Source organism: Microbacterium sp., assembly GCF_044508325.1.
Classification (GTDB): Bacteria; Actinomycetota; Actinomycetes; order Actinomycetales; family Microbacteriaceae; genus Microbacterium.
On the sequence record NZ_JBIQHX010000001.1, the window covers coordinates 187,546 to 200,562 of the forward strand.

General features: G+C 73.6%; 10 protein-coding genes. 4 read left to right on the forward strand and 6 right to left on the reverse strand.

Annotation, left to right across the window (positions count from 1 at the left end):
- Positions 1 to 142: 142 nt before the first annotated feature.
- Positions 143 to 1,675, reverse strand: a complete 1,533-nt coding sequence (locus ACIWQI_RS00905; protein ID WP_396655170.1) for an FAD-dependent oxidoreductase — start codon at positions 1,673 to 1,675, stop codon at positions 143 to 145.
- Positions 1,672 to 2,274 (reverse strand): TetR/AcrR family transcriptional regulator, encoded by a 603-nt coding sequence (locus ACIWQI_RS00910; RefSeq protein WP_396655171.1) that lies wholly within the window; start codon positions 2,272 to 2,274, stop codon positions 1,672 to 1,674. Before ACIWQI_RS00910 ends, ACIWQI_RS00905 begins: the two co-directional genes overlap by 4 nt.
- Positions 2,275 to 2,309: 35 nt before the next feature.
- Between ACIWQI_RS00910 and ACIWQI_RS00915 the strand changes: the two genes are divergently transcribed.
- The 4 genes from ACIWQI_RS00915 (at position 2,310) to ACIWQI_RS00930 (ending at position 7,180) form a co-directional block, all read left to right on the forward strand.
- Positions 2,310 to 3,902, forward strand: a complete 1,593-nt coding sequence (locus ACIWQI_RS00915) for an FAD-binding oxidoreductase (protein ID WP_396655172.1) — start codon at positions 2,310 to 2,312, stop codon at positions 3,900 to 3,902.
- Positions 3,899 to 4,816 (forward strand): diacylglycerol kinase, encoded by a 918-nt coding sequence (locus tag ACIWQI_RS00920; protein WP_396655173.1) that lies wholly within the window; start codon positions 3,899 to 3,901, stop codon positions 4,814 to 4,816. Before ACIWQI_RS00915 ends, ACIWQI_RS00920 begins: the two co-directional genes overlap by 4 nt.
- Positions 4,817 to 4,828: 12 nt before the next feature.
- Positions 4,829 to 5,725, forward strand: a complete 897-nt coding sequence (locus ACIWQI_RS00925) for an NYN domain-containing protein (protein ID WP_396655174.1) — start codon at positions 4,829 to 4,831, stop codon at positions 5,723 to 5,725.
- A gap of 63 nt (positions 5,726 to 5,788) precedes the next feature.
- Positions 5,789 to 7,180, forward strand: a complete 1,392-nt coding sequence (locus tag ACIWQI_RS00930; RefSeq protein ID WP_396655295.1) for an MDR family MFS transporter — start codon at positions 5,789 to 5,791, stop codon at positions 7,178 to 7,180.
- Position 7,181: 1 nt separating this feature from the next.
- Here the strand turns inward: ACIWQI_RS00930 and ACIWQI_RS00935 are convergent, their stop codons facing one another.
- The 4 genes from ACIWQI_RS00935 to ACIWQI_RS00950 are packed head-to-tail and all read right to left on the reverse strand — an operon-like array spanning position 7,182 to position 12,934.
- Positions 7,182 to 8,714 (reverse strand): ATP-dependent DNA ligase, encoded by a 1,533-nt coding sequence (locus ACIWQI_RS00935; protein ID WP_396655175.1) that lies wholly within the window; start codon positions 8,712 to 8,714, stop codon positions 7,182 to 7,184.
- 31 nt (positions 8,715 to 8,745) lie between these two features.
- Entirely contained in the window at positions 8,746 to 9,606 is an 861-nt protein-coding gene (locus ACIWQI_RS00940) for an LLM class flavin-dependent oxidoreductase (protein WP_396655176.1), read from the reverse strand.
- Positions 9,603 to 10,361, reverse strand: coding sequence for an LLM class flavin-dependent oxidoreductase (locus tag ACIWQI_RS00945; RefSeq protein WP_396655177.1), 759 nt, complete (start codon positions 10,359 to 10,361; stop codon positions 9,603 to 9,605). Before ACIWQI_RS00945 ends, ACIWQI_RS00940 begins: the two co-directional genes overlap by 4 nt.
- Before the next feature lie 41 nt (positions 10,362 to 10,402).
- The gene (locus tag ACIWQI_RS00950; RefSeq protein ID WP_396655178.1) at positions 10,403 to 12,934 is read right to left on the reverse strand and encodes an ATP-dependent Clp protease ATP-binding subunit; all 2,532 of its coding nucleotides are present in this window, start codon (positions 12,932 to 12,934) and stop codon (positions 10,403 to 10,405) included.
- Positions 12,935 to 13,017: the final 83 nt, after the last annotated feature.

Genomic DNA, 13,017 nt, shown 5'->3' on the forward strand with positions numbered 1-13,017 from the left:
AGTCTCGTCGGCCATTGCACGGCAGGTTCCTGCCACGTTGCCGGGCGATGCGTTTCGTCTCGCGGGCGCAGCCCGCGCGCTCAACGACCGGAAGGCGCGCAGCCCGCTCGCTCGACGACCGGAAGGCGCGCAACCCGCGCGCTCAACGACCGGACGGCGCAGCATCGAGAGCCGCCTCCGCGGCGGGCAGGGATGCCTCGCGGTCACCGGTCACCAGTCCCAGCCGGGTGCGCCGGTCGAGCAGGTCGTCGACGGTCAGCGCCCCCTCGGCGGCGACTGCCCAGACGAGCTCCTGCGCCGTCACGCCGCGCACGGCATCCCTTCCCTCCGGGAGGGCCGCGACCCGTGGCGCCTCGGTTCCGTAGCGCCGCACGAGACGCGGCGCCGCCGCGATGCCGTCCAGGCGTGCGCGCGGCCAGGCGCCGACCAGGGGCAGGTCTCGGGTGGGCGATGCCGGCACCGCAAGCCCGCGTCGGGCGGCTGCCGCATCGATCCCGTCCTGGGCCATGCGCCGGTAGGTGGTGAGCTTGCCGCCCACGACGCTGAGCACCCCGTCGGCGGATTCCAGGATCGCGTGCCGACGCGACAGGTCGGCGGTGTCGCCCTCGGCGCCCCCCGGGTCGACGAGCAGCGGGCGCAGTCCCGCGAACGCGCCCAGCACGTCACTGCGCTCGAGCGGAAGCTCCAGGGCCGCGCTGAGCGTGTCCAGCAGCAGCGCGATCTCGGCCTCCGACGGCTCGGGGACATCGGGCACGGGGCCGTCCGCGGGCACGTCCGTCAGCCCCACGTAGACGCGGCCGTGCGGCGCGGGCACGGTGAAGACGACCCGGTTTCGCGAGCCCGGCAGCGGCACGGTCAGCGAGACGTCCGATCCGCCCAGGCGCGCGGCATCGAGCACCAGGTGGGTGCCCCGACTGGGCCGCAGCAGCACGTCCGGATCGAGGTCGCCGGCCCACACGCCCGTCGCATTGAGCACCGCTCGCGCCCGGAGGGTGAGCGCGCCGCCGCCTCGCTCGTCGCGCAGCGCCACGGTGTCGCCGGCGGCGCGGACCGCCGCCACCCGCGTGAGGATGCGGGCGCCGAACCCCGCCGCGGTGCGCGCCACGGCGATCACCAGGCGCGCATCGTCGATCAGCTGCCCATCCCACCCCCGCAGGCCCCCGCGCAGCTCTGCGCCGCGCACGGCCGGCGCCAGCGCGCGCACCGTGTCCGCGTCGATCGGCGCCGGCGCCCGCAGCAGGGAGCCCGGCGTGCGGGCCACGCGGCGCAGGCCGTCGCCGAGGAGGTAGCCCGCGCCGACGTATGCACCGCGCGACCTATGCCCTGGCGCGAAGAGCGGCATCACCTGCGCCACCGCTCGCGTGAGGTGCGGCGCGGTGCGGGTCATGAGGATGTGGCGCTCCGCCGCGCTCTCGTACGCGATCCCGAACTGCCCCGAGGCGAGATAGCGCAGCCCGCCATGGACCAGCTTCGAGCTCCAGCGGCTCGTGCCGAATGCGAGGTCGTGCCGTTCCACGAGCACCGTGGACAGGCCGCGGGAGGCGGCATCCAGCGCCAGACCCGCCCCCGTGATGCCGCCGCCGATCACCACCACGTCCACCTCGGCGGCGTCGCCGAGCTGCTCCAGCTCGCGGGCACGCCGGGCGGCGTTGAGCCGGGTGTCGCCGGGGATCACGGGCGGTCCTCCAGATACCCCCGCAGGGCCCGCTCCAACTCGCGCTCCCAGGCGCCGGGCGGCAGTCGGTCGGCCACGATCGGCGCGGACTGCACGGCGGACTGGGTGATCAGCAGCACCATGGCGGACAGCTGCCGGGGATCGCCGGCACGCACGGCTCCGGATGCCTGGCCCGCCGCGATGAGGTCCTCCAGCTGCGCGAGGATGTCGCGCTGGCTCGTGCCCAGTCGCTCGAGGATGTACCGGCCGAGCAGTTCCGGGTCGGTCTCGCGCAGCCGATTGAGAAGCGGCAGGTCGCGCACATGCGCCGCCGCAGCCACGAGTGCGCCGATGACATCCGCCGGAGCGCCGGCGGAACCGGTGCCGGCCACGGCACCACGCATCTCCTCGGTGAGCACGGCTGCGTACAGCGCCGTCACGTCGGGCCAGTAGCGGTAGATGGTCTGTCTGCTCACGCCGCTGCGCCGCGCGATGTCGGCGACCGTGGTGCGACGCACGCCGTGCTGCTCCAGCGCAGCGCGCGCGGCCGCGAGGATGGTCGCGCGCGTCTGCGCGACCGCGCCCTCCACGGGCACGAGCTCCGTCTCCGGCGGCACCATGTGACAAAGCTACAGCATGTGTCATACTGTCGCGCATGACCTCCGCCGACCCGGTCGAGCGCCCGTCTCCCGCCGCACGGCTGCAGTGGGATGCCTGGGGCGACGGCTCCGCCACCGCGACGCTGCCGCCCGGCGCGAAGCAGATCCTCAGCCTCGTCCTCAAGGGAAGGCCTCGCGGCATCCCGCGCCGCGCGGCCGAGACGGTGACCCTCACCTCGAGCCGGCTCGGCGAGGGGGACCTCAGGGCCCTCGCCGCTCTCGCACCCGCCACGTCCGACGATGCGGCGCGCATCCGCCACCTGGGCGGCAAGAGCACGCCCGACCTGCTCGCCCGGCGTCTGGACCCGGTGCAGACCGCTCCGGACGCGGTGCTGTCCCCCGCCGATCATGCGCAGACCCTCGCGGTGCTCTCGCACTGCGCCACGCAGAGCATCGCCGTGGTCCCCTTCGGCGGCGGAACCAGCGTCGTCGGCGGAGTGGAGCCGGATGCCGGCGGCCACCGCGCCGTCATCGCCCTCGACCTCTCGCGCACGGCGGGTCTGCTCGCTCTCGACGAGCAGTCGCTGCTGGCGACCTTCGGTGCCGGCACGACCGGGCCGCAGGCGGAAGAGCTGCTGGCCCGCCACGGGCTCACGCTCGGCCACTTCCCGCAGAGCTTCGAGTTCGCGAGCCTGGGCGGGTTCGCCGCGACCCGCTCCAGCGGGCAGGCCTCACGCGGCTACGGACGCTTCGACGACCTCGTCCATGCGCTCGTGGTGGCCACCCCGGTGGGCGAGCTGCGCCTCGGACGGGCGCCGGCCAGTGCCGCAGGTCCCGACCTGCGCGAGCTGTTCCTGGGGTCGGAGGGCGTGCTCGGCGTGATCACCGAGGTCACGGTGCGCGTGCGGCCGAAGCCGACGCAGACCGCCTACGCGAGCTGGACGTTCCCCGACTTCGCCGCCGGCACGGCGGCCGTGCGCGCGGCGACGCAGCGCGGCATCCGTCCCACCGTCCTGCGCCTGTCGGACGAGACCGAGACGCGCATCGGCGCCGCCATGGGCGGCCACCTCTCCCGTCTCGGCGGGTCTCTGGCGATCGCCACCGCCGAGGGCGATGAGGGGACCGCCGTGCTCGAGCACCTCGATGGGCTGTTCCGCGCGCACGGCGCCAAGCCGCGCGGCGAAGCGCCCGCCCGCTCCTGGGAGCGCGGCCGCTTCGAGGCGCCGGCGCTGCGCGACACCCTCATGGACATCGGGGTGCTCGCCGAGACCCTCGAGACCGCCGCCACCTGGTCGCGGCTGCCGGAGCTGAAGGATGCGGTCACCGCGGCTCTCACGGCCTCCCTCGGCGGGCGCCCGCTGATCTCGTGCCACATCTCGCACGTCTACCCCGCCGGAGCCTCGCTCTACTTCACGGTCGTCGCCGCACTCGAGGCCGATCCCGTCGCGCAGTGGACGCGCGCGAAGGATGCCGCCTCGCACGCGATCGCCGACGCCGGCGCCACGATCACGCACCATCACGCCGTCGGCTCCGACCACCGCCCCTACCTGCGCGCAGAGATCGGCGACCTCGGCGTGAAGGTGCTGCGCGCGGTGAAGGATGCGCTCGACCCGCACGGCATCCTCAACCCCGGCAAACTGATCCCGTGAGGATCGCCGTCGTCGTCAATCCCGCCGCGCGTGCCGGCGCGCACCGCGGCACCGCGAACGCCGGCGCCGCGATCCGGGCGGTGGAGCGCCTCCGCGCACACGGGCACACCGTCACGGTCATCAGCGGCGGAAGCGCGGCCGAGACGTCGGCGCTCATCCGCACCGCGCTGGAGGTCGGCACCGATGCGGTGGCCGTCGTAGGCGGCGACGGCACCGTCAGCCTCGCCGCGCAGGAGCTCGCCGGCACCGGCGTGCCGCTCGGCCTGATCCCGACCGGCACCGGAAACGACTTCGCAGCCCACCTGGGCATCCCCCAGCTCGAGCCCGAGCTCGCCGCCGACGTGATCGACCGCGGCATCACCCGCACCACCGACCTCGCCAGGGTCACCCGCGCCGACGGCACGACCCACGCGTACACCACGGTGCTGGCGAGCGGCTTCGACTCGGCGGTCAACGATCGGGCGAACCGGATGCGCTGGCCGCGCGGAGACCTGCGGTACACCGTGGCGCTGCTGCTGGAGTTCGTCTTCCTGAAGGCGCTGCCGTTCACGATGCACGTCGACGGCGAGCGGATCGACGGCCCGTTCGTGCTGGCCGCCGTCGGCAACACCCGCACGTACGGCGGCGGGATCCCGATCTGCCCGGCCGCCCGTGCCGACGACGGCGTACTGGAGGTCACGGTGGTGCGTCCGCACGGCCGCCTCCACCTGCTGCGGCTGCTGCCGACCGTCTACAAGGGCACGCATGTCGACCTGGCCGAGGTGGAGACCTACCGAGGCCGGTCGATCCGACTGGAGGCGCCGGGAGTGACCGCCTACGCCGACGGCGATCCGATCGCCGCGCTGCCGATCACGATCGACGCCGAGCCGGGCGCCCTCACCGTGTTCGCGCCCGCCGAGGCCGACGCCGTCTGACACACTGGTCAGATGCCCGAGGCATCCGATTCCCGCGTCGCCGTCTACATCGACTTCGACAACATCGTCATCTCGCGCTACGACCAGGTCAACGGCCGCGGCTCGTTCATGAAGGACCGCGGCACGTCTCGGCCCTCGCCGGAGTTCGCTGCGCGCCTGAAGCGCGCGACCGTCGACATCGGGGCGATCATCGACTTCGCGGCCTCGTTCGGCACGATCGTGCTCACCCGCGCCTACGCCGACTGGTCGGCCCCCGTCAACGCCGACTACCGCGCCCAGCTGGTGGGCCGCGCGGTCGATCTGGTGCAGCTGTTCCCCGCGGCCGCGTACGGCAAGAACGGCGCCGACATCCGGCTCGCGGTGGATGCCGTCGAGGACATGTTCCGCCTCGAGGACCTCACCCACGTGGTCATCGTCGCGGGTGATTCGGACTACGTCCCGCTCGCGCAGCGCTGCAAGCGGCTCGGCCGCTACGTCATCGGAGTGGGCGTCGCGGGGTCGACCGCGCGGTCCCTGGCGGCCGCCTGCGACGAGTTCGCGACGTACGACCGGCTGCCCGGCGTCCCGGCCGTGGCTCCCGAGCCGGATCCGGAGCCCGCGCCCGAGAAGAAGCCGGCGACGAAGAAGACAAAGGCGCAGAAGGACGCCGCCCCGCCCGCGCAGACCCCGCAGGAGGAGGCCGCGGCACTGCTGGAGCGCGCGCTGCGCCTGGAGAGCGAGCGCACCGACGACGACTGGGTGAACGCCTCGGCGCTGAAGAACCTGCTCAAGCGCATGGACCCGTCCTTCAGCGAGAAGGACCTCGGGCACCGCTCGTTCACCGACTTCATCCGCGCGCACACGGAGGTCGCCGAACTGCGCGAGGAGGGCAACATCCGCCACGTGCGCCTCGTCGCCGCCCGACGCTGAGCCGTGGCCCGCGCGACCGGCGTGGGGCTGCGCTCCCAGCGCGGCCCGATCCTGCTGAGCCTCATGCTCGCGATGTTCCTCATCGCGATCGACAGCACCATCCTCGCCACGGCGGTCCCCACGATCGTGCGCGAGCTGGGCGGCTTCGCGCAGTTCCCCTGGCTGTTCTCGATGTACCTGCTCGCCCAGGCGGCATCCGTGCCGGTCTACGGCAAGCTCGGCGACACGCTCGGGCGCAGGCCGATCATGTTCGTGGGCATCGGCCTGTTCCTGGTCGGCTCGATCCTGTGCGCCCTCGCCTGGGACATGACCTCTCTCATCATGTTCCGCGCCGTGCAGGGCCTGGGTGCGGGCGCGATCATGCCGATGGTGCTCACGATCTCGGGCGACATCTACACGGTGCGCGAGCGCGCGATCGCCCAGGGGTACCTCGCCAGCGTGTGGGCGATCTCGGCGGTGGTCGGCCCGACGCTGGGCGGCCTGTTCGCGCAGTTCCTCTCGTGGCGCTGGATCTTCTGGATCAACGTGCCACTGGCCCTGCTGACCGCGTGGATCCTGTGGCGCCGCTACCGCGAGCACTTCGAGCGGCACCGGCGCCGCATCGACTACGCCGGATCGGCGCTGCTGACCGGTGCCCTCGTGCTGCTGATCCTCGGGGTGCTGGAGGGCGGGAACGCCTGGCCGTGGGCCTCGTGGCAGACGGCGGCGACACTGGGCGGCGGCATCCTGCTCCTGGTCGTCTTCACGGTGGTCGAGCGGGCCGCCGACGACCCGGTGCTGCCGCCGTGGGTGTTCCGCAGCAGGATCGTGGTGACCAGCTCGCTGGTGTCGATGATCGTCGGTGTGACCATGATCGGCGTCGTGTCGTTCGTGCCGACCTTCCTCGAAGTGAGCGCCGGTTCCGCGCCGCTGCTCGCCGGGCTTTCGGTGGCGGCGCTCACGCTGGGATGGCCGATCACCGGGTCGCTCGCGGGACAGTTCTACCTGCGCATCGGGTTCCGCGCCACGGCGCTCATCGGGTCGGTCGGCACGCTCGCCGGCGCGGTGCTCCTGACTGCGTTCTCCTTCGATCCGTCGCCGCTGCTGACCGCCGTCGGGTGCTTCGTCATGGGTCTCGGGCTGGGGCTCGTGGCCAACCCGAGCCTGATCGCCGCACAGTCGTCGGTGGGCCTGCGCCGGCGCGGGGTGGTGTCGGGCACGAGCGCCCTGGCGCGATCGATCGGCAGCTCCGTCGGGGTCGCGGTGTTCGGTGCCATCGCCAACGCCGCGATCGCGGGGCGCGAGACGGATGCCGCGGCCGTCCAGGCCGGCGGAACCGCGGTGTTCATCGGGGCCGTCGCCGCGGCCGTGCTGCTGGTGGTCTCGAGCGCCCTGCTGCCGCACGTCCCGATCGCCGACGAGCCGGACGGGGGCGAGCAGGCCGACGGCCGCCGGCTCGGCGAGCCGGACGGGTGACTCAGGCCCGCAGCAGCGCCCGCAGCGTCTGGATGGTGTCCGCCTCCTGCGGCCGCTTGTCGTCGCGATAGCGCTTCACCCGGGCGAACCGCAGGGCGACCCCGCCCGGGTAGCGGGTGGAGCGCTGCACGCCGTCGATGGCGATCTCGACGACGATCTCGGGCGCGATCCACACGGTGCCGGGCGTCTCGCGCACCGCGAGCTGCGGGAACCGCTCGGTCTGCCAGCGCAGCAGCGCATCGGTGAGGCCCTTGAACGTCTTGCCGACCATGACGAACCCGCCCGGATCGCCGAACTCGCCGGCAGGATCGAGCGCACCCAGGTGCAGATTCGACAGCAGACCCGTGCGGCGCCCGTAGCCCCACTCGGCGGCGAGCACGACCAGGTCGAACGTGTGCACGGGCTTGACCTTCAGCCAGCTCGCGCCGCGACGCCCGGCGGCGTAGGGCGCGTCGATCGCCTTCACGACCACGCCCTCGTGTCCTGCGGCCAGCGCCGCCTGCGCGACCCGCTCGGCGACCTGCGGGTCGGCGGTGACCTCACCGGGGATCCGGTAGGCGCCGGCGACGCGCTCGAGCTCGGCGCGCCGCACCGCGAGCGGCTCGTCGAGCAGGTCGCGCCCGTCCAGGTGCAGGATGTCGAAGAACCACGGTCGCAGGGCCGCCTCCTCGGCGCCGTCGCCCTGCCGGAAGGCGGCACCGAACCGGGCCATCGTCTCCTGGAACGGTCGCGGAGCGTCGTCTTCGGCGAGGGCGAGCGTCTCGCCGTCGAGGATCACATCGCGCGCGTCCAGGCCCCGCACCGCATCGACGACCTCCGGCAGCCGGTGGGTGATGTCGGCGAGGCTGCGCGTGAACACGCTCACCTTGTCGCCGCGGCGGTGCACCTGGATGCGCGCGCCGTCGAGCTTGTACTCGACCGACGCGGTGCCGGTCGCCGCGACGGCCTCGGCCGCGGTGGCGGCGGTCCCCGCCAGCATCGGCAGCACGGGGCGGCCGACGTGCAGCCCCACCGCCGTCAGATCCGAGCCTGACAGCGCCAGCCGCGCCGTCTCGCCGAGGTCGCCGGTGAGCATCGCCGCGCGGCGGACGACATCGAGCGGGAGTCCGGATGCCTGCGCCACCGCGTCGGTGACGACACCCTCCAGCGCCCCGGTGCGCACATCGCCGAGGATCACGCGCCCCAGGAACTCCTGCTCGCGCGCCGTCGCCCGCGACAGCAGCCCGCCGAGGACGGTGACACGCTCGGCCGCCGAGCCGGGCCCGGCCGCGGCGGCCAGCGCGTCGAAGGCGGCGTCGACAGCAGCGATCGTGAGCTCGGGCTCGGCGGCGGGCGGGGCCTGCACCGTCTGCAGCGTGCGCCAGCCGACGCCCAGCCGGCCCTGCCGGGGCTTGCCCACGAGGAGCCCGATCGCCGGCAGCGCCTCGGCGGGCGTCAGAAGGCCCAGGGCCGCGGCCAGCGCGGCGATCTTCTCGCGTCGCGACCGGGTGGCCGCCACCGCCTCGGTCGCGGTGACGAGGTCGACCAGCAGCATCCCCTCATCCTCGCACCAGGGTGCGACAGCGTCACGCGACCATCCGGCCCACGTCCGCCGCATCCGCGCAGAACCGGGCGAGGTCGGGGTCTCCCTCCGCCGGCAGCAGGATCACCGCGTCGACGCCGGATGCGGCGATCCGACGCACCCCCGCGGCGACGTCGGCCGCCGTGCCCCACAGCGCACGGTCGTCCTCCGGGCCGCGCTCGCCCGCATCCGCGCGCACCCGCTCCGCCGAGCCCGGTCCGAACGCGGCCACCGCGTACGCGACGATGTCCGCAGGTCGGGGCCCGTCGCCGGCGCCTTCGCGCACCGTGTGCACCGCTCGCTGCAGCTCCGCCGGAGAGTGCCGGCTGTCCAGCACGACACCCTGGGCGACCGCCCCGGCCAGGGCCAGCGTCTTCGGACCTTCGGCGGCTGCGTAGACCTGCGGCACCACGGCGGGCGGCCAGTCCAGCCGCACTCCGTCGAGACGCACATAGCGGCCGTCCACGGTCACCTCGTCGCCGGACAGCAGCGCGCGCAACGCCGGCAGGTACTCCCGCATGAGGGTGAGCGGCGAGGCGACCCGCGCGCCGACCTGCGACATCCACGGCAGGACGCCGTGCCCGAAGCCGGGCATCAGCCGGCCCGGGAACAGGCGCGCGAGAGTCGCGACCTCCATCGCCGCGACTGCGACGTTGCGCAGCGGCATGGGCGCGATGCCGATGCCGACGCTCAGCCGGGTCGTCCAGGCCAGAGCCGCCGACGCCGACGCGTACGCGGAGTGGCGGAAGCAGTCCTCCCACAGCCACAGCTCGGAAAGGCCGGCCTCGTCGGCGGCGACCACCGCATCGCGCAGCGCCTCGGGCGGATACGCGTACGGGCTGAAGATGGCCCCCACCCGGGTCATGCGCGGGCCGCCTGTTCGATGAACGCCGCGTAGTCGGCGACGTCGTCGCCCGGCGTGATCGCCCTCAGCACCACCTCGTCGACGGCGTCGCGGTAATCGCGGATGCCTGTGGCGAACCCGTCTGGTGTCAGCACCGTGTCGGCGGCGGCGATGTCCAGCCGTGCGAAGTTGGCCGCGTAGTTCGGGAACCCGGCGTAGCGGTCGGTCTCCTCCTCGAGGCGGGAGCGGGCCGCGGGGTCGAGGGCGGTGCGCACGTACAGCGCGACGTGCGCATGGCCGCCCTCCCGATGCGCGTCGGCGGCCTGCATGCGGGCGGCGGCAGGTGTCAGCCAGCTCAGCAGCGGGCCGTCGGCATCCCGCGCGGCCAGCGTGCGCATCTTCGGGCCGAGCGCGCCGACGATCACCCGAGCGCGCGTGTGCTCCCGCAGCTGCCCCACGGCGTCGCGCACGCGCGCCAGCGCGCCGGCGCGAGCATGCCCCGAGCCGATGCCGAGCACGAGCCGGTCGTGCGGCAGGTGGCGCGCGGCCCGGGCGATCTCGGCGACGCGGCGCCGGTCGACGGGGACCACCCCGGTGGCCAGCGTCAGGGTCGCCGTGGTGCGGGCGGCCGCGGCGAGCGCGGCGAGCGCATCGCCGTCCGGCGTGTCGTTGACCCAGAGGGCGTGGAGGCCGGCGGCCTCGACCTCGGGGGCGATCCGCGCGATGGCGTCGGGGCCGAGGGCGCCGGCGACGCCGATGGAGACGAGTGCGGTCATGCTTCGAGCATGCCCGCTGCCCCCCGGCGCCGCCAGTCGGGCTACGCCGCCGTCGCCAGCGCCGCGGCGCTGACCGTCAGCGCCCCGTTCGCGACGTCGACGATGACCCCTCCCCCGTCGGTGAGCTCGCCGGACACGAACAGGTCGGCGATGCGGTCGTCGACCTCGCGCTGGATCAGCCGGCGCAGCGGACGCGCCCCGTACTCGGGCTCGTAGCCGTGCTCGGCCAGCCACTCGATCGCGGCATCGCTCGCGTGGAACGAGACCTCGCGGGCGGCCAGGCGCGTCCGCGTCGCGTCGAGCATGAGCCCCACGATCTCGCGCAGCTGCGCCGGGTCGAGCTTGCGGAAGATCACGATCTCGTCGATGCGGTTGAGGAACTCTGGCCGCATCGCCTCGCGCAGCCGCCCCATGACGCGGTCGCGCAGGTCATCGTCGGCGAACTCGCTGCCGTGGGGCGTGAAGCCGATGGCCCCCGACCGCGACGCCAGGTACTCCGAGCCGAGGTTCGAGGTCATCACGACCACCGTGTTGCGGAAGTCGACCGTGCGGCCCTGGCCGTCGGTGAGCCGCCCGTCGTCGAGCACCTGCAGCAGCAGGTTGAAGACATCCGGGTGCGCCTTCTCGATCTCGTCGAACAGCACGATCGAGTACGGGTTGCGCCGCACGCGCTCGGTGAGCTGCCCCGCCTCGTCGTAGCCGACATAGCCCGGAGGGGCGCCGACCAGACGCGACACGGTGTGCCGCTCGCCGAACTCGCTCATGTCGAAGCGCAGCACGGCCGTCTCGTCGTCGAAGAGGCTCTGCGCGAGGGCCTTGGCCAGCTCGGTCTTGCCGACGCCGGTGGGGCCCAGGAACAGGAACGAGCCGACCGGACGGCGCGCATCGCCCATGCCGGTGCGGTTGCGGCGCACGGCCTTGGCGACCGCGGCGACCGCGTCCTCCTGCCCGACGACCCGGGCGTGCAGCTCGTCCTCGAGCGAGGCGAGCCGCTCGCGCTCGGACTCGGTCAGGCGGTTGACCGGGATGCCGGTGGCCCGGCTGATCACGGCCGCGATCTCAGGCTCGTCCACGACCGCGGCGCCGGACGCCGCGGGCTGCGACGTCGCCTCGTCGAGCTTGGCCTGCACCTCGGCGATCGCGTCGCGGATGCGCGAGGCATCCTCGTACTTCTCCGCGCGGACCGCGGCGTTCTTGTCGGCCTCCAGCTGTGCGAGCCGCTCCATGAGCGCGCTCGTGTCGACCGCGACGCCGAGCTTCAGGCGCAGGCGCGCGCCGGCCTGATCGATCAGGTCGATGGCCTTGTCGGGCAGGACGCGCTCGGTCAGATACCGGTCGCTGAGCTCCACGGCCGCCCGCAGGGCGGCATCCGTGTACTCCACGGCGTGGTGCTCGGCGTATGCCGGCGCAAGCCCGCGCAGGATCTGCACGGCGTCCTCGACGGAGGGCTCGCCGACCCTGACCGGCTGGAAGCGGCGCTCCAGCGCCGGGTCCTTCTCGATGACGCGGTACTCCTTGAGGGTGGTCGCGCCGACCAGGCGCAGCTCACCCCGGGCCAGGCGGGGCTTGAGGATGTTGCCGGCGTCCATGGCGCCTTCACCGCCGCCGCCTGCGCCGACCACGGTGTGCACCTCGTCGACGAAGACGATCAGCTCGCCGTCTGCGGCCGCGATCTCGTCGAGCGTCGTGGTGAGGCGCTCCTCGAAATCGCCCCGGTAACGGGTGCCGGCGAGCATGGCCGGCAGATCGAGCACGACGACGCGCTTGTCGCGCAGCTGCTCGGGCACCTCGCCCGCCACGATGGCGCGCGCGAGCCCTTCCACGATCGCGGTCTTTCCGACGCCCGCCTCGCCGACCAGGACCGGGTTGTTCTTGGTGCGACGGCTGAGGATCTCGATCGTCTGCTCGATCTCGTCGGCGCGTCCGATGACCGGGTCGAGCTCACCCGCACGCGCAAGCGCGGTGAGGTCGGTGCCGTACCGCTCCAGCATCGTCGCCTGCTCACCGGCCTCCGGGTCCGTGGCCGGAGCGCCCGATGGCGTCACCGTCTCGCGGGCGCCCTGCGTGAGGGATTCCGGCGTGACCCCCGCCTGGGCGAGGACCTGGCCCGCAGGCGTGTCCTGCGCGAGCACCAGCGCGAAGAAGAGGTGCTCGGGGTCGACGTACGTCGAGCCCGAAGACCGCGCCACCTGGAAGGCATGGAACAGCAGGCGGTGCACCGAGGGCGTGACGACCGCACCGTCGACGCCGGCAGGGCCCGACGCGGCGGGAAGCCGGTCTTCGGCGGCGCGCGCGATCGCGCGCGGGTCGGCGCCCACGCGCGCCACGGCGTCCTTGGCCGGAGCATCGTCGACGAGGACCCGCAGCACGTGGAGCGCGTCGAGTTCGCGCTGGCCGCGCTCCAGGGCGAAGCGACCGGCGCGCTGCAGGAACTCCTGCGTGCGCGCGCTCAGGAAGCGGCTCAGGTCGATCGAGCGCTCCTGGCGGGCACGCTCCCCGGCGAGGTAGCGCGCGAGGAACTCGTCGAACGAGCTCGAGCCGCCCTCGGTGGGAGGTGTGAAGTCTTCGGGCATTCCCGTCTCCTCAAACTTGAGTACAGTTGCATCAAGTTTACGAACTTGAGCATGGTTGTATCAAGTCAAACGCGGAGGCGGCC

Bases quoted from the DNA above. Each gene is read 5' to 3' on its own strand.
- ACIWQI_RS00930 (WP_396655295.1), top strand. From the start codon at position 5,789: ATGCTCGCGATGTTCCTCATCGCGATCGACAGCACCATCCTCGCCACG.
- ACIWQI_RS00935 (WP_396655175.1), bottom strand. From the start codon at position 8,714: ATGCTGCTGGTCGACCTCGTCACCGCGACCGAGGCGGTGGCGGCCACC.
- ACIWQI_RS00950 (WP_396655178.1), bottom strand. From the start codon at position 12,934: ATGCCCGAAGACTTCACACCTCCCACCGAGGGCGGCTCGAGCTCGTTC.
- ACIWQI_RS00945 (WP_396655177.1), bottom strand. From the start codon at position 10,361: ATGACCGCACTCGTCTCCATCGGCGTCGCCGGCGCCCTCGGCCCCGAC.
- ACIWQI_RS00915 (WP_396655172.1), top strand. From the start codon at position 2,310: ATGACCTCCGCCGACCCGGTCGAGCGCCCGTCTCCCGCCGCACGGCTG.
- ACIWQI_RS00925 (WP_396655174.1), top strand. From the start codon at position 4,829: ATGCCCGAGGCATCCGATTCCCGCGTCGCCGTCTACATCGACTTCGAC.
- ACIWQI_RS00910 (WP_396655171.1), bottom strand. From the start codon at position 2,274: ATGGTGCCGCCGGAGACGGAGCTCGTGCCCGTGGAGGGCGCGGTCGCG.
- ACIWQI_RS00940 (WP_396655176.1), bottom strand. From the start codon at position 9,606: ATGACCCGGGTGGGGGCCATCTTCAGCCCGTACGCGTATCCGCCCGAG.